The sequence below is a fragment of the Brevibacterium sp. genome, assembly GCF_052105255.1.
In the GTDB taxonomy this organism is placed as follows: Bacteria; Actinomycetota; Actinomycetes; order Actinomycetales; family Brevibacteriaceae; genus Brevibacterium; species Brevibacterium linens_B.
The window spans coordinates 76,214-94,062 of record NZ_JBQDYQ010000006.1; the positions used below are offsets into that span (position 1 = coordinate 76,214).

Annotated in this window: 18 protein-coding genes and 1 pseudogene; 4 read left to right on the forward strand and 15 right to left on the reverse strand. The window is 66.6% G+C overall.

Going from position 1 to position 17,849, the window contains the following annotated elements; all coding sequences use genetic code 11:
• The first annotated feature begins 65 nt into the window (after positions 1-65).
• Positions 66-1,997, forward strand: coding sequence for an acetate--CoA ligase (locus ACTIIH_RS03690; protein ID WP_441450536.1), 1,932 nt, complete (start codon positions 66-68; stop codon positions 1,995-1,997).
• A 270-nt stretch (positions 1,998-2,267) separates the two neighbouring features.
• On the opposite strand, the gene ACTIIH_RS03695 is transcribed toward ACTIIH_RS03690, so the two are convergent.
• Positions 2,268-3,251 carry a hypothetical protein gene (locus ACTIIH_RS03695; RefSeq protein ID WP_441091736.1) on the reverse strand — a complete coding sequence of 328 codons (984 nt, stop codon included), beginning with the start codon at positions 3,249-3,251 and terminating at the stop codon, positions 2,268-2,270.
• Positions 3,252-3,336: 85 nt separating this feature from the next.
• On the opposite strand from ACTIIH_RS03695, the gene ACTIIH_RS03700 reads away from it, so the two are divergent.
• Positions 3,337-3,924, forward strand: a complete 588-nt coding sequence (locus tag ACTIIH_RS03700; protein ID WP_441450538.1) for a MarR family winged helix-turn-helix transcriptional regulator — start codon at positions 3,337-3,339, stop codon at positions 3,922-3,924.
• A gap of 107 nt (positions 3,925-4,031) precedes the next feature.
• On the opposite strand, the gene ACTIIH_RS03705 is transcribed toward ACTIIH_RS03700, so the two are convergent.
• The 10 genes from ACTIIH_RS03705 to ACTIIH_RS03750 all read right to left on the reverse strand — a co-directional run bounded on the left by ACTIIH_RS03705 (position 4,032) and on the right by ACTIIH_RS03750 (position 12,833).
• Positions 4,032-4,517, reverse strand: coding sequence for an SRPBCC family protein (locus tag ACTIIH_RS03705; protein ID WP_441091734.1), 486 nt, complete (start codon positions 4,515-4,517; stop codon positions 4,032-4,034).
• 126 nt (positions 4,518-4,643) lie between these two features.
• Positions 4,644-5,045: a hypothetical protein gene (locus tag ACTIIH_RS03710; protein WP_441091733.1), complete on the reverse strand. Its 402-nt coding sequence runs from the start codon at positions 5,043-5,045 to the stop codon at positions 4,644-4,646.
• Positions 4,972-6,723 carry a recombinase family protein gene (locus ACTIIH_RS03715; RefSeq protein WP_441091732.1) on the reverse strand — a complete coding sequence of 584 codons (1,752 nt, stop codon included), beginning with the start codon at positions 6,721-6,723 and terminating at the stop codon, positions 4,972-4,974. Before ACTIIH_RS03715 ends, ACTIIH_RS03710 begins: the two co-directional genes overlap by 74 nt.
• 177 nt (positions 6,724-6,900) lie before the next feature.
• Complete coding sequence (locus ACTIIH_RS03720) at positions 6,901-7,107, reverse strand: hypothetical protein (RefSeq protein WP_441091731.1); 207 nt, start codon at positions 7,105-7,107, stop codon at positions 6,901-6,903.
• 3 nt (positions 7,108-7,110) lie between these two features.
• Positions 7,111-7,641, reverse strand: coding sequence for a hypothetical protein (locus ACTIIH_RS03725; RefSeq protein WP_205649665.1), 531 nt, complete (start codon positions 7,639-7,641; stop codon positions 7,111-7,113).
• Positions 7,642-7,681: 40 nt separating this feature from the next.
• Positions 7,682-8,122 carry a single-stranded DNA-binding protein gene (locus ACTIIH_RS03730; protein ID WP_441091730.1) on the reverse strand — a complete coding sequence of 147 codons (441 nt, stop codon included), beginning with the start codon at positions 8,120-8,122 and terminating at the stop codon, positions 7,682-7,684.
• A gap of 79 nt (positions 8,123-8,201) precedes the next feature.
• Positions 8,202-9,974 carry a TraM recognition domain-containing protein gene (locus tag ACTIIH_RS03735; RefSeq protein WP_441091729.1) on the reverse strand — a complete coding sequence of 591 codons (1,773 nt, stop codon included), beginning with the start codon at positions 9,972-9,974 and terminating at the stop codon, positions 8,202-8,204.
• The gene (locus ACTIIH_RS03740; RefSeq protein WP_441091728.1) at positions 9,971-10,522 is read right to left on the reverse strand and encodes a hypothetical protein; all 552 of its coding nucleotides are present in this window, start codon (positions 10,520-10,522) and stop codon (positions 9,971-9,973) included. Before ACTIIH_RS03740 ends, ACTIIH_RS03735 begins: the two co-directional genes overlap by 4 nt.
• A complete protein-coding gene (locus tag ACTIIH_RS03745) occupies positions 10,519-12,003 on the reverse strand; it encodes an ATP-binding protein (RefSeq protein WP_441091775.1) in 1,485 nt (494 codons plus the stop codon). The genes ACTIIH_RS03740 and ACTIIH_RS03745 overlap by 4 nt, the downstream gene beginning before the upstream one ends.
• A complete protein-coding gene (locus ACTIIH_RS03750; protein WP_441091727.1) occupies positions 12,000-12,833 on the reverse strand; it encodes a hypothetical protein in 834 nt (277 codons plus the stop codon). Before ACTIIH_RS03750 ends, ACTIIH_RS03745 begins: the two co-directional genes overlap by 4 nt.
• Positions 12,834-12,941: 108 nt before the next feature.
• On the opposite strand from ACTIIH_RS03750, the gene ACTIIH_RS03755 reads away from it, so the two are divergent.
• Together ACTIIH_RS03755 and ACTIIH_RS03760 are read left to right on the forward strand one after the other, a co-directional pair.
• Positions 12,942-13,760, forward strand: coding sequence for a hypothetical protein (locus tag ACTIIH_RS03755; protein WP_441450542.1), 819 nt, complete (start codon positions 12,942-12,944; stop codon positions 13,758-13,760).
• A 74-nt stretch (positions 13,761-13,834) separates the two neighbouring features.
• Positions 13,835-14,158, forward strand: coding sequence for a hypothetical protein (locus tag ACTIIH_RS03760; protein ID WP_441450544.1), 324 nt, complete (start codon positions 13,835-13,837; stop codon positions 14,156-14,158).
• Between the two features lie 10 nt (positions 14,159-14,168).
• Here ACTIIH_RS03760 and ACTIIH_RS03765 read toward each other — a convergent pair.
• From ACTIIH_RS03765 to ACTIIH_RS03780, 4 genes and pseudogenes are all read right to left on the reverse strand, one after another.
• Positions 14,169-15,637, reverse strand: a pseudogene (locus ACTIIH_RS03765) (PrgI family protein).
• 3 nt (positions 15,638-15,640) lie between these two features.
• Positions 15,641-17,020: a conjugal transfer protein TrbL gene (locus tag ACTIIH_RS03770; RefSeq protein ID WP_441091723.1), complete on the reverse strand. Its 1,380-nt coding sequence runs from the start codon at positions 17,018-17,020 to the stop codon at positions 15,641-15,643.
• A 30-nt stretch (positions 17,021-17,050) separates the two neighbouring features.
• Positions 17,051-17,347: a DUF6112 family protein gene (locus ACTIIH_RS03775; RefSeq protein ID WP_297105607.1), complete on the reverse strand. Its 297-nt coding sequence runs from the start codon at positions 17,345-17,347 to the stop codon at positions 17,051-17,053.
• Positions 17,348-17,525: 178 nt separating this feature from the next.
• Complete coding sequence (locus tag ACTIIH_RS03780; protein WP_441091722.1) at positions 17,526-17,792, reverse strand: DUF6112 family protein; 267 nt, start codon at positions 17,790-17,792, stop codon at positions 17,526-17,528.
• Positions 17,793-17,849 lie beyond the last annotated feature (57 nt).

The following is a 17,849-nucleotide window of genomic DNA, read 5'->3' on the forward strand; positions in this document are numbered from 1 at the left end:
GGTGGCTATCCCCGAGGATGTGCCCCACCTCGGCACGCAACTGTGCCATGAGTCACAATAGGAGCATGGACACGAAACCCGACACCACCACCCCCAGCTACGACGACATCGTCGCGCGCATCGATTCGGACCCCGAGGGCTTCTGGCTCGAACAGGCCAAGAACCACATCGACTGGGTCACCGAACCGACGAAGGCTGTCGACGATTCGAATGCGCCGATCTATCGCTGGTTCCCCGACGGCGAGCTCAACGTCTGCTACAACGCGCTCGACCGACATGTCGCGAACGGCCGCGGCGACCAGGCCACCATCATCTACGATTCGCCGGTCACAGACACCGTCCGTTCGATCACCTACGCCGAGCTTCTCGACGAGGTCTCCCGCTTCGCTCGGGCTCTGGCGGACAGAGGGGTGACCAAGGGCGATCGCGTCGTCATCTACATGCCGATGATCCCCGAGGCAGCCGTGGCCATGCTCGCGTGCGCCCGCCTCGGCGCGATCCACTCGGTCGTCTTCGGCGGCTTCGCTCCGAACGAGCTCGCCGTGCGCATCGACGACACCGCCCCGAAGGCGGTCATCTCCACTTCCTGTGGAGTCGAGAAGAGCCGAGTCCTCGAATACAAGCCGATGCTCGATGAGGCCATCGAGATCGCTGAGAACAAACCTGACTTCACCGTCATCGTCCAACGCGACGAACATCGCTGCGAACTCGGCGAGAACGACCTCGACTACGCCGAACTGCTCGCCCAGACACCCGAGGGCATCGACCCGGTGACCGTGAAGGCCACCGACGAGCTCTACGTCCTCTACACCTCGGGTACCACCGGCAAACCGAAGGGAATCGTCCGCGACTCCGGCGGATATGCGGTGGCCGGAGCCTTCTCGATGCCGACTGTCTTCGGACTGAACCCGGGCGACACGATATTCACAGCCTCCGACGTCGGGTGGGTCGTCGGGCACACGTACATCATCTACGCACCCCTGCTGGCCGGCGTCACCTCGGTGCTCTATGAGGGCAAACCCGTGGGCACACCCGACGCCGGAGCCTTCTTCCGCGCCATCGAGCAGCACAAGGTCAACGTCCATTTCACCGCCCCCACCGCCATGCGCGTGGTGCGCAAGGAGGACCCGAACGGCGAGCTGATGAAGAAGTACGATCTGTCGAGTCTGCGTGCGGAATTCCTCGCCGGCGAGCGCCTCGATCCCGACACGTACGAGTGGACGACGAAGATCCTCGCCGAGGCGACCGGACGCGACGTCCCCGTCGTCGACAATTGGTGGCAGACGGAGACCGGCTGGCCGATCACGGCGAATCCGCTGGGACTGACCCGGTTCCCGCTCAAGGCGGGGTCCTCGACGAAGCCGACTCCCGGCTTCCACGTCGAGGTCGTCGACCCCGGCGGTCAGCCCGTTCCGTCCGGCGAGGAAGGACTCATCGTCATCCGGCTGCCGCTGCCTCCGGGCACCATGGCCACGGTGTGGGGTGACGACGAGCGGTTCATCTCCTCCTACCTCGCCGCCTTCGACGGCTATTACCTCACCGGCGATTCCGGCTATCTCGATGAGGATGGGTACGTCTTCGTCATGGGTCGCACCGACGATGTCATCAACGTCGCCGGCCACCGCCTGTCCACCGGAATCATCGAGGCGGTCGTCGCCTCCCATCCGGCCGTAGCCGAGGCCGCTGTCATCGGCGTCCACGATGACGTGAAGGGGCAGATCCCACGTGCGCTGGTCGTGCTCGGGGATTCCGCCGAGGCGGCCGATCCGGACAGCGTCATCGAGGAACTCGTGGCGCTCGTCCGCAAGGAGATCGGGCCCGTCGCCGCGTTCAAACGCGTCGACATCGTCGCGGGTCTGCCGAAGACCCGTTCGGGCAAGATCCTGCGCAAGACGATGCGCCAGATCGCCGATGGCGTCGCCGATCCGGCAGTGCCGTCGACGATCGAGGATCGCAGCATGCTCGATGATCTCGGGGCGGTGCTCTCCCGCGGCTGAGCGGTCAGCGGCCTGTACCGTCGCATGATCGCTGCGCAGGCAGGAGTGCCTTGGACACACCTGGGCACCGTGCCGGGAGTCTCGGCGCACAGACGCAGACGCGATCCGGTGCGAACCGTGGAGGTTCGCACCGGATCGCGTCGAAGTTTCACGGTGCCGTTCTGTTGATGGACAGCGCGGATGTGCGGGCCGGCATCGCGTTCTCGTGTGGCCGGATCCGTACTCTGCTCACCGTGCCTGCGTGACCAGCGGGCGGACCGGCGGAGCCGCTTACGAGTTGCGTCCCTTTTCGAAGCCCGCGGCGAATCCGCGTTCGAAGGCCTCTTGGACCTCCTGCTCGCGGCTGCGGCGCTCATCGGCCCAGCCGAAGGGGTCGAATCCTCGTCGACCCGGGCCGAAGCCGGGACCGAAGTTCGGGCCGAACCCCCGCCGTCCGCGGCCTCCCCCGCGGCGCCGGTCGCGGTCGCCGTTCCCACCGCGGGGTCCATGAGCCTTGTGGCGGTCAGGGCCGCCTCGGTGATCGTCATGGTCGTGGGAGTGGTCGCGGTCGTGCGGTCCGTCATGGTCGCGGGGGTGTTCGCGGTCGTGCGGTCCGTCGTGGCGGTCTGGGTCGTCTCCGCAGCGGTCGGGACCGAAGTTGTCGACGATCTTCGTCAGCGAGGCCTTGAGGTTCTCGAATTCTTCCGAGGTGAGCACCTCTTCGATGCGATCGCCGACTCCGTCGCGCATATCCCGGAAGCGCTGGCGCAGCTCTTCGGGATCGATGTTCTTCGATGGTCCCCATCCACCTCGGCCACGCGGCGGACCGTAGGTCACAGGCTCTTCCGGGTAGGCGGCACCGTCGGCGACGACTTCATCGGAATCCCAGCGGCGACGTCCCCGCCGCATACGTCCGAATTCGCGGGGGTCGAATCCCGAGTCGGCGGCGGCCGCACGGAATTCGCGACGCAGCACGTGGCTGAACTCGCGCAGCAGCTTCGGCAGATCGGCGTCGGTGTCATCACCCTTGTCGTCGCCGGATTCGGCGTCGTTCACGGAATCGGTGCCTGCGACCGAATCATTCGCTGTCGCCTCGGCCTTGTCCGCTTCGCCCGGCTGTTCGCGATCGGAGCCGAGGCTCGAGGCGCTGGCGGCGGCAGTGTTCTCGTCGGTATTCGGCGAGTCCTTCCGGTCGTCGGCACCTGCTGCGCCGGCTCCTCCGGTCGGGGTGGTGAAGTCGTCGTTGTCGTCATTGAAGTCATTGTGTGCAGTCATGTCATCTCCTCAGTTGTCATCTGACATGTATATGCAGAATGACATGCAATTCGATTGCATGTCAAGTGGCATGTAAAATCGAATCATGAGCACGAACGATGACATTCAGGCGATCGCCGAGGCGCTCACCCGCCTGCAGTGGCGGCGCGGGCCCGGCGGGCCGCGCGGATTCGCCCCCTTCGGCGGGTTCGGTGAGGACGGCGGCCCTGGCCAACGCGGGGGCTTTGGTGAACGCGGTGGATTCGGAGATCGTGGTGGATTCGGCGCCGGTCGGAACTCAGTCGACTTCCCCCTCGGCGGCAGGCGTCATCCCGGCGGGCCGTTCGCCGCGCACGGCCGTGGGCGTGCGCTCATCCGTCTGCTCGTCTCACTCGTCCAGGCGGGCACGGCGCTGGGAGTCAGCGCACTCGGCGATGCGATCGGCGTCGATCAGCCGCGAGCGTCCAGGCTCGTATCCCAAGGCGTCGAGCTCGGCCTACTGCGTCGCGAGGCAGACCCGGATGATGCCCGGCGAACCCTCATCGCGCTGACGGACAAGGGCCGCGCGATCACCAACAGATTCCGCGGCGCCCAGCGTGACAACGTCGATCAGGCATTGAGCACATTCACCGAGGACGAACGGGCACAGCTGGCATCGCTGCTCACGCGCCTCGCTGACGCCTGGCCGAAGTGAGCGCCGCTATCCGTCTGTTCTGACCGGACTGCTGTCCCGGCGGAACGGGCACTCGGATGCGGTAAGCAGTCAGGCCTCGGCCGCGGCTGTCTGCCAGGCGCCTGATCTCAGCCTTCGGCGAGCTGCTTGAGTCTCTTGAGCGAGGCGAGCAGATTCGCCGCGGTCGTCGACTGCGCCCGCGACAGACGCTTCGGATCGCGCAGCTCGGTCCAGTCATAGGTGTGACGAACCAGGACCGAATCGTCCCCGGTCGGTTCGATGTCCCACACCCACTTCTGACCGAACGGCTCTCCACCCACTTCGGAGGGCTTCCAGGCGATGAGCCTGCCCTCGGCGAAGTCGACGATGTGGTTCTCCCGGTCCACGCCCTTGGTCAGAGTCGTGACGAACGAGCCCCCGGCCCCCTGCACTCGCTGGCCCTCGACGGCCGAGCCGAGGTTGTCGTTGCCGTCCCATTCGGGTTGTCGCTGCGGGTCGGCGATGAGTTCGAAGACCACCTCGGCGGGAGCTGAGATCTCGATCTCGGCAGTGACGACCTTGAGGACCGGGTCGATCGAATCGAACACGGAAGCATCGGGGGTCTGCTCGGTCATGGAGTCCTGTCTTCGTGTGTGGTCCAACCTCGGCGTCAAGCTGAAGTGCGGAGTGCGGAGTGGATCGGACACGGTCAGAATACACGGACCCGCCGCCCCGTTCCTCGCGGGCGGGAACCCGCCGCGTCAGTCCTCGAGGGCGCGGTCCTGTCGTTCGGCACGCAGGGCTGCCGTGCTGAAGCGGGTGAACATTCGGGAGGAGTCGCTCGACAGCGCCAGCAGCACCGCCACCTGCATGGCGATGGTCGTCAGCGCATACATGTTCGTCGCCAGGTCGCGGTCTCCGGTGAAGTAGTTCGTCATCGACACGATCACGGAGATCGTCGAGAGTGTGAGGATCCACAGCCTGGCCCGGTTGCTGCCGCGGAACACCGACGTCGAGGCGATGACCTGCAGACACCCGATGAGGAGGCTGACGCCGACGAGGACTCCAGCGACGATGCGCATGGCCGTGTCATCGCTGATGGCTGCGATGTCCGAGCTGTAGCCGACGACTTCGGAGCGCAGTCCGTTCCAATCGAGGAGCATACCCCAAACGGGTCAGGTTTGAACTTTCGACCAAGGGGCCACCCTTGGTCGAGGGTTCAGCCTGGCCCATCTTCTTTGCCTCCGCGGCCCAACTCAGTGCGTCGGCATGGAGGCCGGGGATGCTCAGCCCGTCGTACGGGTTGCGGTAGCCGACGCGCACGTCGTTGTCCTCGTCGATGTAGATCGTCTTGAACAGCGCCTGGTTGAGGAGCCGACGGTTTGCATCGTCGGCGTGCTCGTAGATGTCGGCGGCGTTGGACAGCAGTTTCAGTGAGTCGTCGAGGTTCGCTCTCGCGTCGGCGTAGTGGCCGTGGTGCGCGGTGATCCGGTGCTCGATGGTCTCCAGCGACGCGGTGATCCGATCCTGCTCCTTCTTGAGCAGGTCGAGCGGGATCGCCCCGGCGTAGTGAGCCTGGAGCAGCTTCTGCTGCTCGCCTCCGAGTTGTGTTCTCCGGGACGCGAGGTCGGCGAGTTCGGCGGCTCCTTCGGCCATCATTTCGTCGAACCGGGCATGGATCATCGCCGAGACCGCCTCGATCGTTTCCGGGTCGATCTGCACCTTGGCGTAGAAGCGCTCGATGAGTCGTTCCACCTGCTCGATCAGCATCGCCTGTCGCGTGCAATCGCCCCTGCCGCCATGCCGGCTCGCACACACGAAGTAGGGGTAGATCGTGCCCTGGCTGCTCTTCGCGTTACACACGATCAGCCGCGAGCCGCACTGTCCACAGAACACCGTGCCCTTCAAGTAGTGCTCGTGCACCTGCGTTGCATCCGCTGCGGATCGGTGCGTGCCGAGCACGGTCTGCACCTGGTCCCACACCTCGTTCGGGACGATCGCCTCGTGTGCTCCGGCATAGGTGACGCCCTGGTAGCGCACGCTGCCCTTGTAGTACGGGTTCGTCAACATCCGGTGTACCGATGACTTGCCGATTGGCCGAGAAGGTCGCCGCGGTGTCGCAGCAGTCGTGAGGCCGCGCGCCACGAGCTCTTGGTGGAGCTGGCTCGTCGTCCAGTCGCCGGAGGCGAACACCTGGAACGCCCAGCTGACCAGCCGCGCCCGTTCGTCATCGATCTCGACCGTGCGTACCTCGCGCCCGAAGTCGTCGCGCACGCCGACATTGCGGTAGCCGATGGGTGCCTTCGTCACCGTGCCGCCCTGCGCGGCCTTTTGCGACAGACCCTTGACGACCTCGGTGGCGAGATTGCGTGAGTAGAACTCGGCAATCGAGGACATGATGCCGTGCAGCAGCATCCCCGATGGGGTCTCGTCGATGTTCTCCGTGGCCGATACCAGCGTGACTCCGGCGTCCTTGAGCGCGAGGTGGATTGTCACGTCGTCGGCACGGTTGCGGGCGAGCCGGTCGACCTTGTGGACGATGCAGTAGTTCGTCTTGTGCTTGGTGACGTACTGGATCATCCGCATCAGTTCGGGCCGGTCCGCCTTGCGTGCAGATTCGCCCGCGTCGACGAACTCCTCGATGATCGTCGCGCCAAGCTGGTCGGCTTTGCGCTGGTTCGCCTCGCGCTGCGCTGGGATCGAGAAGCCCTCCGCTTGGCCGCCCTTCTCGGCCTGCTCCTTCGTGGACACTCGCAGGTACGAGACGGCGAACGATCCGGGGAACGGCGTTGGCGCTACGAGGCTGTCTATCGCGGTGCGGTCCGCGTCGATGATCGTCATGGCTCTTCTCCACAGTCACTTGTCCTGCCGACGCGGACTATGTGAAGGCGGATGTTGATCGTGAGAAGAGCCCGAAGGCTGTAGGACTAGGCCGAGTCGGCCACGTTTGCTTTGCCTCGCCGTGGTGGCGAAGCGCTAGGACCACAACATCCGCCATCCGCGGCGGATGTGTTCATTCTACGACGACGAGCCCGCCGAAGCACGGGGACCCTTCGGTCGAGTCGCATCTTCCGAGCGGCACGAGCCCGACTGCTTGAGCGCCATACGAATCAGCAGCTCACTGAGCTTGTCCAGGTCGGGCGGATCGTGGAAGTCGGCGCGGATCGTCAGCTCGCGCTCGCTCTGCTGGCGCTGCCCGGTCTTCCGTGCGTAGCGACGAGCCATGACTCACACCTCACCCGTCTCCGGGACGGCGGCGGCAAAGAAGGCGTCCTCTGCATCTTGACGCGCCGCGACCTCGTCCAGGACGAACCGGACGAAGTCCTCGTCGCGGTCGGTGATCGGCGAGTCCTCGATGGGTTGAGCGGGGTCTTCGCCCGGCCAGCTCGTCTGACGTGTCGGCCGGTCACGGTCGAGGCGCGTTCCGCAGGCGGCCACCCAATCGCGAAGCCTGGCGCGCGCATCGGCGAAGTCGCGGTGCCAGCCGAGCGGCGCGGAGCCGTTCTGGTCGGGGTCGTAGGCGCACAGCCAGTGAAGGTGCAGCGCGGACAACTCCCACAGCAGTTCGGGGTGGCGGTGCCAGTACGGCGGCACGACGCTGGCCGGAAGACCATACGTGTGACGGAGCCAGTCCACCCAGCGATTCAGTTCGAGCAACTCGGCTTCGAGATCGTTCGCGGTCAGAAGGTTCCAATTGACCGGGTGCGGCGGCTCAGGTGTGTCGAACCGGGGTGACGCCAGGACCGGCTCGGGCGGCATGTCGTCATGCTCAGGGAACTGATCGGTCATGATGGCCTGCTCACATCCCGATCGCGGTAGCGCTCGGCGCCGCGGCCTGCTGAGGTGCAGCGAAGGCGGCTGAGTTGCGCCCGGACGCAGAGCGCTCGGTGCGATCCACCTCGTAGCGCGTGCGGGCGAGATCGTGACCGATACGAGTCGCGATGAACTCCTCGCCCTCGTACCGCTGACCGTTCCGCTCATAGGAATAGTCGCGCACCCGGCCGTCGGCGATGATGTTGTCGCCCTTGGCCAGACGCTTAGCCCCCTGCTCGGCAGCACCGCGATACGCGATGAGGTCGTGGAAGGTCGTCTCCAACTGCGTGAAGGTGTTGTCGGGCTCCTTGCGGTAGTGCTCGATCCCGACCTTCAAGTAGAGGCGTGCGTCGCCACGTTCGGTCTGACTGAGCTGCGGGTCCGAAGCAACGAAACCGGAGATGGACTGATGGGTGCGAATGGCCATGATGGCGTCCTCCTGAACTCGGGCGACCAGCTGCATGTGGTCGCTGTGTCAGGCAGGTGCGCCCCGGCACCCAGAGTCGTCAGGGTGCGGGGCGGCGCAGGAGAGCTTCGAGTTCAGCGCGGTCGCTACGGAGCTGCGCGGCATCCTGCCGGATGGGCCAGGCGCGTAGGTCGGTGACGATAGGTGGTGCGGAGCGGAGCATGGTGATGCCGGTTCCGAACGGCAGCGTGCGGATGCGGTCGGGCGGCAGGATCGGGACGCGGCGGATGGAGCGTTGGTTGGAGCGGGTGCCTCGGTCGCCGAGGGTCACACTGTCGGTGTACTCGTCGCGTTCGCCGATGAGGGTGGAGAGGTCTTGGAGGTCGCGGCTGTTGGAGGCACCGCCGAGGATAATCTTGACGATGCTGGCGTCCCAGATCGCGCCGGCCTGGTGCTCGCTCCACCGGTCGCGGGCTTGGGCGAGCGACTGCAACACGGGCATGGTCGTGATCCCGGTGCCGCCGCCTTCGGCCATGAGCGTCGGGAGCGACGGCAGGGGCGCGAGGTTCCCAATCTCGTCGAGCGCGAGCAGCAGCGGCGGATCGAGCCGAGCACCGGGCGAGCGTGCGGCGAGCCTGCGCGCTGTCTCGATCAGGTCTTCCACGAACGCCGCAACCAGCGTCGCCGATGCACCCGCACCGGCGCCGGTGGCGAGCAGGTAGAGGGTGCCCTGCTCGGTGAGGAAGGTCTCGGGGTCGAACTGCTCGTCGGGTCCGGGTGAGACGGCATCGAGTACGCGCGGGTCAGCAAGGGCGGAGAGTGCGAGGGAGACGCCTTGCCAGATGCTGTCGCGGGTTTTGGGGTCGGCGTCGATCATCGCGGCCAGTGAGTCGTCCCAGCCCATCGCCGCGTTCGGGTGGGAGTTGAGGATCGCGACCGCTTCATACGCAGCCGAGGGGTCGAGTGTCCATCTGAACAGTTCGGCTGGGGGTCTTACGTCGAGGGCTGCGGCGTGCAGCAAGCTCTGAAGCGCGGTGCGGGTCTTGCCTTCCCAGAAGCCACCGGACTCGACCCCACCAGCGGAGAGTCCGGTGGCGGCGGCGAGGCCGTTGGCGCGGATCATCGCGGTGAGTGGGTCGTGGCAGCCGCGCACGGGTGACCAGCGCAGCCCGGCAGGGATGCCGTCGGCCAGGCGTTGCGGGTCGAACACCGCGACTGGCCCGCCGCGGCGGCGGGCGCGGAGGGTGGCGGTGAGGTTGTCGGGCCTCGTGCTGGTGGTGACGACCGCGCCGGGTGCGTCGAGGATCGCGTTGATGACCACATGGAGGCCTTTGCCGGAGCGGGGTGGCCCGATCAGGAGGATCGAGTCCTCGACCGATGCCCAGACCTTCGTTCCGCGGCTGGCTCCGAGGAAGTAGCCGATATCCTCCGGCGTTGGGGATTCCAGCGACGGCCGCAACGTCCCGGCGCGGTGTAGCAGTGCCTTCGCCGACGCGGCCGTCTTCACTTCCTGGCTGGTGGCGATCCCGGCGAGGCGGTGCGGGTCGGTCTCGGTCTTCCTGGTGTGGTGGCGCAGCACGATCCACAGCCACACCGCGAAGGCGGCGAGCCCGCCGAGCATGACAGCGCTGACGAGCCAGTACAGGACCGGGTTGAGGCCCTCGGCACTGAGCGCGGTCGCGGGGTCGGCGGGGTTGAACAGCACCCCGAGGCCCGCAGCCGGGCCGGCGTCCGGCTGCGGCAGGCCGGTGAGGAACGCGGTGACGCTGCCGGCTGCGCGCAGGATGAGGGCGATGCCGAACATGCCGATCAGTCCGATGAGGGCGGCGTTGGTGAGTTCGTCGCCCATGCCGCCTGCTTGTCGCTGGTTCATGTCAGCCGCCGCACCGTGAACGTGCCCGAGATACGCCCGAGCAGAATCACTTCCTGCCCCGCAGCATCGGGCAGGGTATCGAGGTCGATGAGCGCGCGTGCCTCACCGGTTCCGGTCGCGTCGGTGTGGGACACGATTGTCGCGACGGCGACATCCTCACCGGGGACGAATCCGTCGGCGGTGACCTCCATCAAACGCGGCACCCGGCGTGCGTGACGGCTCCGCCGCGTCTCCGGCACCGGCTTCTCCGGCAGCGTCACTGCGCGTCGGGGTGTGCGGGGGCGGATGATGTCAGTGAAGACGCTCCCGTCGCACTCACGCACCTCCACCCGGATCGCGACGGCACGGTCCTTGGTGATCGCGTCCATGAGCGGCCCGAACGTCGTCCGCGTCCACACGGTGTCACCGGGTGCTGGGATAGGTGTTCCATCGACGGTCGCAGTCAGTGTCCCGTCGGCGGCGACGATGACCAGGACGTGCGGCAGCTCCACCGGAACCGGATTCTCGTCATCGTTGGGGGTGGATCGGCGCGGGCTGGTGAGGTTCATCGGTGCCCTCCCGCCGCGCGGCTGCTCGTGTCGAACAAGGCCAGCTCGGCCGGGTGCAGCTGATGCTGGGTAACGAAGCTCCTGGCCTTGATCCGCCATAGGCCTTGGCCGACGCCGAGGTTCGGCAAGAGCTGCTGCTCAGTCCCGGTCAGGCCGAGCGCGGTCGCCGTCGGGCCGAGTTGATCGGGCTCCTGCCGGTACACGATCCGCGTCTCCGCGTTCGCCAACAAGGAGTTGGCCAGCGACCGCATCGCCGAGCCTTGGTCGCCCACATTGTCGAGGTCGGTGAGCTTGTGGAAGATCAGCATGTTCGCGATCCCGTAGTGCCGGGCGAGTCGCCAGTGCGCGTCCATCCGCCGCAGCAACGCCGGGTGAGACATGAGCCGCCAGGCTTCGTCGTAGATCACCCACCGCTGCCCACCGTTCGGGTCGAGCAACGCGGACTCCATCCACGCCGACGAGCACGTCATCAACACCGAGATCAGCGTCGAGTTCTCCGTGACACGGGACAGGTCGAGAGAGATCATCGGCAACGACGGATCGAACCTGACCGTGGACGGCCCATCGAACAGCCCAGCCAGATCACCGGCCACGAGACGGCGCAGCGCGTGACCGACCAGCCGGCCGTCCTCTGCCAGCCTGCCGTCGGTATCCGCACTGGGGGCAAGGATGCGTTCGACGACCATCGGCAGGATCGGCACGTCGTTCTCCCGGACCGTCTGGGTCAGGGCGATGTCGATCGCGGTGTGCTCCAACGGCGAGAGCCCTCGTGCGAGCACGGTCTCGGCGAGCGCACCGATCAGGTCACGACGCCGCGCCGCGACCGTGTTGGTCCACTGCTCATCCGACAGCCCGTCGGGTCGGTGGCCCTCGTCGAGCGGGTTCAGGCGGGTGTTGAGTCCGTGGCCGAGCACGATCGCGCCTCCGCCGACGGCGTTGGCGACCGCGGTGTGCTCGCCCTTCGGATCGCCGGGAACGTACACGCGCCGACCGAACGGCAACGACCGCGTGTAGAGGGACTTGGCGAGGCTCGACTTCCCAGAGCCGACGATCCCGGCCAGTACCACGTTCGGTGCGGTGATGATGCCGCGCGCGTACAGCACCCACGGGTCGTAGACGAAGCTCCCGCCCGAGTACAGGTCCTGCCCCACGAACACACCATCGGCACCGAGGCCACCCTCGGCGACGAACGGATACGCACCCGCCAAGGTCGCCGAGGTGTCCTGATGGCGCGTCAGATGGAACCGACCTGGCGTCCGCAACCGCGCGGCACCTGTCTCACCGGCTTTCGGGAGGTAGATCGTGGCGCGCCGCTCAGCCCGCTCCTGCTCGGCCTTGACCTTCGCGGCAGCGAGCGCATCCTTCCGCTGCTCGGCATGCAAGCGGGCTTCTGCCCGACGGCGCTGCTTGCGGAGCTTCCGCCGTTCCTTCGACGGTGCCACCAGAACGGCGGTGTGCAGCCGTTCCCGATCATGGGTCACAGCCCCAGCCCCCGGGCCTGCTTCACCGCAGCGATCTTCGCCGGCTCGAACCACGACCCATCCGACTTCGGGGCCGGAAGGTCGGTCCGCTTCGGAGCGCCCGGCGATGAGTAGGACACCAGCAGCTCCGGGCCGTCCCGCATCGGGGGTGGCCCGGTCTGTGCCGCTTCCTGTGCCTCGGTGTCGGGTTCGGTGTAGCGGCGCAGCAGGGAGACGTACCCGATGTGCGGGTTGACGACCAGCGCGTAGTCGCCGGAGATCGCCACCTGGTCGTTGGTGCCCTCGCCGGGCTCGTCGTAGACGTACCCGTTCTCCAGCGCCGCCTGGGTGGTTTCGTCGCCATAGTCCCACTGTGCGAGGTAGTCCACCGCATCGACATGTCCCAGCTCGCCGAGGATGCGCAACGGCCTGTCGGCCTCATCGCCCTGGAAGAACACCACGTTGACCCACCTGGACGGCGTGGCCTCCTCGACCGCGGGGTCGGGGTGCCAGGCGATCTTGCCGGCCGCGATGAAACCGTCGGCGAGCCGGTCGTAGGCCCGGTCGACGAGGTTCGCTGCCTGCCGCAACTCCTCCGCAGCGGCCAGCGCGTCCCGCACCCCGGCCTCGTGGTTCCCGTCGTCGTTGAACGCGTGCGCAACCTTGCGCTCGTGAACATCGGCGATCTGATCGAGTACCTGCCGCAGCGACCGCATCCCCGACGAAAGGTCACCGATCACCCCATACATCTCGGCGGGCTGATCGAGGCCTCGGCTCGCATGAGCCAACCCCCGCAGAGCCCCGGACGCCTCCGCAGCGTCGGCAGTCGGATCGAAGAACGTGGGCATCATGGACCTCCTGGCACGTCGTGTGTCATGAAGGTGCGCAGAACTCCCACCCGGCTGTCGGCGGTGACTAATACTCTTGAGTCAGGAAGCGGACAGAGGAGGACGCGGCAGGTGGCTGATGAGATCGAGTTGATCCATGACGGCGAGGGGCTGGCCGTCATCGGCGACCCATCGGCCGTCCAGCGCTTCCTCGACTCAGTCGGGCTGTCGTCACTCTCTCGTGAGCTTCGCCTCGACCGGCTCGGAGCTGCTCTTGATACGGGATCGAAGGTCGCGGAAGCGGTGTCCAACATCGCCGAGAACGCTGGCCGGTATGTGAGACTCACCAAGGAGTCTGCTGAGCACGTCAAGGAGTTCGGCCTGATGCCCACGAAGACCAAGGGCATCAGTCACGCCATGCTTGGTGATCCCGGCTCCATCAGCAAGTGGATTCAGATCGAGGATGGTCCAGCATCCCTTCTCACGAACCCTGTTGTGCTCTCTGGTGCTGCCGGAGTAATGGCTCAACTCGCGAGACAACAAGAGGCACAAGAGCTGAAGCAACTCCTCATCTCCATCGACGGGAAGCTTGATGACGTGCGTCGCAGACAACGTGACGAGGTCCTCGCCAAGATGGATCGAGTCAGTTTCGTGATCGACGAAGCGATGGCGATACGTGAACATGGCGGCGATCGCGAGACCGCTTGGGACAATGTCAAGACCGAGGTAGGAACAATCGCCGAGGTCCAAGCCGATGCGTTGCGTGCTCTGGAAGCCCTCGCCGACAAGGCCAGCGACCAGTCCGGGATAGGTGCCCTCGCGAAAGCAACCCAGGACATTGAGACCGAGGTCAGTGTCTGGCTTGCTGTACTTGCACGATGTTTCAGTTGCAGAACGAGTATGCGGTTCTGGAGTTGGATCATGTCTTCGATACAGCGCCAGGCTCGCTAGATGGGCATCGACTTGGACTCGATGCGGCGCTCCGAGAGCGGCGCGGCAAAATCGTCCTGAAGACAGGGCAACTGATGACACGCCTCGATCAGGCCGGTGGCGTCGCACGCGAGAATGTCGTGCTGCACGCTCGTGCCGCACGCAAAGTGATCAACTCGATCAACACCGTCAGCGACTCAATCGATTACTTCCACACTCCGTTTGCGATTGAATCAAACCGGGAGGCATTGACCAGCACCCGTTGGAGAGATGCGGTGCGAGACCCGCAGCAACTGCGAAACGCGGCAGCGGAAGCTGGCCCGAAAGTTGTTGTGGGTGCTCTCGGCATCGGAACCCTCGTCGTTGGTGCTGTGCTCAAGAGCGGTGACTCGAAGGGCTCCTCCGGCGGAGACGCCTGAAAGCTTGAAGTCATACCCGTCGGCAGAGTGGCAGTGCGGCGGCAGTGAACGCTGCGGCTTGCTGGCCGACAAGGAGGCAGGTCTCGCAAGACGCTTGGATCGCGGCTTGCTCGATGGCGGCGACGGCGGCGTCGAGTTCTTCCACGGTGGGGGCGGAGACGGCGATCAGGCCGGTGTAGCGCAGGATGCCGTGCCCGGCGGTGAGGTCGGCTTCTTGCTGGAGCACGTCGTGGTACTCGGCAGTCTGCGAGGCGTCCTCGATCTGGCCGATCTTCGCGCGCTGGGCATGGTCGGAGATGTGCTCGACCTTCTTCTTGCGGATGTCACGGGCGGCTTGGTCGGAGCGCATCGGGGTGCAGATCAGTGAGAACGAGCGCTGGATGCCGGTGGACAGCAGTACCGGTGACAGGAACCCTGGATAGACCAGCGACCGCGGCCACTCGCTGACCCAGAGCACCGCATGGTGAGCGGAGTCGGTGCGCATACGACCCCAGGTCTCGGTGACTGCGACCGGTCCAGCCGTCGCGAGCGACTGGCCGAGGCGACCGTGACGTTCCAGGGTCGCGGCGATCGCCGGGTCGTAGGCCGAGCGCAGCATGACCGCGATCTGCCCTGGGGTGAGCCATCCCGAGGGTGACAGGTCGGCGGAGCGGAGGGCGGCGACGAGGGTGTTCATCTCTTGCCGCAGGACGGCGGCGGCTCCGCGTATCCCTCCGCCGGCGGTTCTGATCTGCCGGGCGCTGGCTCTCATGTCGAGGCTGAGAGAGAGCGTGGTGGCATGGCGCTCACCAGCGGGACCAGCACGCTCGATGAGTTCGGCGTAGGTGTCGGACGCCCACGATCCATCGGGTGTGCCGTGCGTGGCCCACCATTCGGCCAGGCCGGTTCCGGAGTCTGGGAGGGTGCGTTCGAGGACTTGCAGGGTCGCGATGCGCCCGGAGCGGCACACGGTGGCGAGGACACGGCCCCAGGACGTGACACGGCGTTCCTGCTCGCCGGGATCGAGGAGCACGAACGCGGGATGCGTGACCTCGCACACCACCGTGAGAGTGGCGGCGTGCGGGTCGTGGATCATCCCCGCGCTGGTCTCGGGATCGGTGTACTCGCGCAACCGCGCCATGTCCCCAGGCAGCGCGAGCGTGCCGACGGGGCGCGGGACGACGATCCGGCGACGGTACAGCAGTTGCCCGCCGGTGGTGCGCCACAGCCACCAGCAGGCGATGGGCAGCCATTCCACAATCGGTCGGCCCGCGATGGGTATCCAGGTCAGTGCGGCTGCGAGTAGCCAGATCGGTGGGTGTAGGCGAGCAGCATCCCGCCTCCGGCGTAGAACGCGCCGATGAGGGTGGCTCCGCCGATGGCGAGGGTGATGAGCTGGGTCAGCGACAGGCCGAGGAGGACACCGCGTCGGGTGAGTCGGGAGAACTTCACCGGCACCAGCTCGCCCGCGGTCTGCCGGTCGTTGTTCGTGATGCTCATCGTCTACTCCTTCGGTGGGCGTGGCGCGGGCGGCGGGGACTGTTTCGGTGGCGGCGGTGACGGGTCAGCGCTCGGCGGGCGCGGCGCGGGACTCGACGGCGGTGCCGCCGCTGGCGTTGCGGGCGGTGGTGGTGTCTGCGCGGCTGCGTCTGCGGTGTGCTCGCCTTGGGTTCCCAGCGCCGTCCCGGCCTTGGGTCCGGCGGTGGCGGCACCTTTAGCGACTCTCGCTCCGATCACCACGCCCGCGGCCACGGGACCGGCTGCGGCTGCTCCGCCACCGCCGGCTGCGGCACCTCCTCCGCCTGCCGCGCTTCCGCTGCTCGCGGCGGGTATGGGTGCCGGGGTCTTCGGCGGTGGCGGCGCGCTGCTCCCGCCACCAGTGCTTCCGCCCGTGTTGCCGCCGCCACTGCTGCCGTCGAGTACCTTCTTCGGGTCTGCGCCGCCTTGCGGCTTGGACGGGACCGGGATCGGTCGGTTGAGGGCGCTCTTGGCGTCCTGTTCGGAGCCGATCGCGTGGTACATGTCGAACCCGGCGAACGCGATGAACTTGTAGGTCAGATACGGCGCGAACGCCGCCATCGCCATCAGCACGATCCCCGCGATGGGATCACTGATTGACGCCAGATCGGCGTCGATGGGTGCGGACACCTGGGTGACGGCGACGAGGAACATCACGACGAGGACGAGCTTGGAGCAGACCAGGGCGACGACGAACATTGCCCACTTTCCGATCCATCCCCGGCTGGCGTCCCAGGATGCTCCGCTGAACGCGAGCGGCGCGAACACCACTGCGACCAGTAGCAGCGCTTTGCGGACGAGCAGGGAGAGCCACACGATGGCTGCGGCGGTGATCGCGAGGCCGGCCATGAAGATGGTGATGATTGCTCCGACACCGGGGGCGGCGATGTTGATGCCGACCAGTCCCGCGGCGAGGAGTGCGATCTTGTCGCCCATCGACTCGGTGGTCTCCCCGGCGGCCTGCACGATCCCGATGCACAGTTGATCGACGACTTCCAGCAGCAGCGCGGTGAGCGTGATGACGACGAATGATCCGAGGACGGATTTCGCCAGCCCGAGCGCGGCGCGGGTGAGTGCGGTGGGGTCTCGGCGGATCAGGCCGGTGATGAGTTGGAGGCAGAAGAAGATCAGCATCACGAAGACAGCGATGCCGAACAGCAGGTTGTAGACGGCGAGGTAGCCGGGCTTGGTAACATCCACCAGCGTGGTGGTGTCGAACACCGACCAGACCGCCTCGAACAGCCACCCGGCGGCGGCACCCATCGCCTGGGCGAGCCAGTCGAACGGGGCCGCAACCAAAGTGGCGGCCCCTTCGCCGACGGCATCGCACACCGACGAGATCACGGGAACGTCGCACACGCCCATCTCGAACTCCAGCTCTCGACGTCAGGCGGGTCAGACCTGCTGGCCGACGTTCCAGAAGAAGTTGATGAGCGTCACCGACGCGCCACAGATCACCGCTGCGCCGCAGGAGACGAGCACGCCGATCTTTCCGCGCGAGGCGAGGTGCGGGTTGCTGCTGTTGGCTCCGAAGCCCCAAACGATCGCGGAGACGATCAGGGCGAGGACGCTGAGGATCAGGCCGATGGTCATCACCGCGCCCACGATGGTGCGCAGCTGGTTGATCCCCGGCAGCCCGTTGGTGTTGGGGTCGATGTTGATGTCCATCGGCACCAGCAGCGGCGCGGACATGACGTTGGCGAGCAGATCGAACACGGTAGGTCTCCTTGGCGACGGGCGGCCCGCCCACGAACTCGCAGACGGGGTACACGCGACAGGTGCGCCCGCCCTCCCGACCCGCGGTCAGCAGAAACAGCGGTGCCCACGCCGTCGAGGACGCGGGCACCGCTGGGGCTCGAAGAGGCTGGAGTCAGAGTTGTTGGCCGAGGTTGAGGAGCCAGTTCATCCAGGCGACGCCGCCTCCGGCGAGGACCGCGGCGCCGAGGGAGACGAGGACTCCGGTTCGGCCTTTGCTCGCGGTGGCGTAGTTACCGTGGGCGGTCGCGATAGACCACACGATCGCGGAGACAATCAGCATGAGGACGGCGACGATGAGGACGAAGGTCAGGAGCGCGCCGACGACGGCGCGTAGGTCTCCGATGCCGCCGAGGCCGTCGAAGTCGGGGAAGACGCCCATCACGCACCTACCGGCAGGGTCCGATGATGGAGATGACGGAATAGCCCCGGCCAGTCC

Coding starts and splice junctions, on each gene's coding strand:
- ACTIIH_RS03690 (WP_441450536.1), top strand. CDS start 66: ATGGACACGAAACCCGACACCACCACCCCCAGCTACGACGACATCGTC.
- ACTIIH_RS03695 (WP_441091736.1), bottom strand. CDS start 3,251: ATGACTGCACACAATGACTTCAATGACGACAACGACGACTTCACCACC.
- ACTIIH_RS03700 (WP_441450538.1), top strand. CDS start 3,337: ATGAGCACGAACGATGACATTCAGGCGATCGCCGAGGCGCTCACCCGC.
- ACTIIH_RS03705 (WP_441091734.1), bottom strand. CDS start 4,517: ATGACCGAGCAGACCCCCGATGCTTCCGTGTTCGATTCGATCGACCCG.
- ACTIIH_RS03710 (WP_441091733.1), bottom strand. CDS start 5,045: ATGCTCCTCGATTGGAACGGACTGCGCTCCGAAGTCGTCGGCTACAGC.
- ACTIIH_RS03715 (WP_441091732.1), bottom strand. CDS start 6,723: ATGACGATCATCGACGCGGACCGCACCGCGATAGACAGCCTCGTAGCG.
- ACTIIH_RS03720 (WP_441091731.1), bottom strand. CDS start 7,107: ATGGCTCGTCGCTACGCACGGAAGACCGGGCAGCGCCAGCAGAGCGAG.
- ACTIIH_RS03725 (WP_205649665.1), bottom strand. CDS start 7,641: ATGCCGCCCGAGCCGGTCCTGGCGTCACCCCGGTTCGACACACCTGAG.
- ACTIIH_RS03730 (WP_441091730.1), bottom strand. CDS start 8,122: ATGGCCATTCGCACCCATCAGTCCATCTCCGGTTTCGTTGCTTCGGAC.
- ACTIIH_RS03735 (WP_441091729.1), bottom strand. CDS start 9,974: ATGAACCAGCGACAAGCAGGCGGCATGGGCGACGAACTCACCAACGCC.
- ACTIIH_RS03740 (WP_441091728.1), bottom strand. CDS start 10,522: ATGAACCTCACCAGCCCGCGCCGATCCACCCCCAACGATGACGAGAAT.
- ACTIIH_RS03750 (WP_441091727.1), bottom strand. CDS start 12,833: ATGATGCCCACGTTCTTCGATCCGACTGCCGACGCTGCGGAGGCGTCC.
- ACTIIH_RS03760 (WP_441450544.1), top strand. CDS start 13,835: ATGACACGCCTCGATCAGGCCGGTGGCGTCGCACGCGAGAATGTCGTG.
- ACTIIH_RS03770 (WP_441091723.1), bottom strand. CDS start 17,020: ATGGGCGTGTGCGACGTTCCCGTGATCTCGTCGGTGTGCGATGCCGTC.
- ACTIIH_RS03775 (WP_297105607.1), bottom strand. CDS start 17,347: ATGTCCGCGCCGCTGCTGGTGCCGATGGACATCAACATCGACCCCAAC.
- ACTIIH_RS03780 (WP_441091722.1), bottom strand. CDS start 17,792: ATGGGCGTCTTCCCCGACTTCGACGGCCTCGGCGGCATCGGAGACCTA.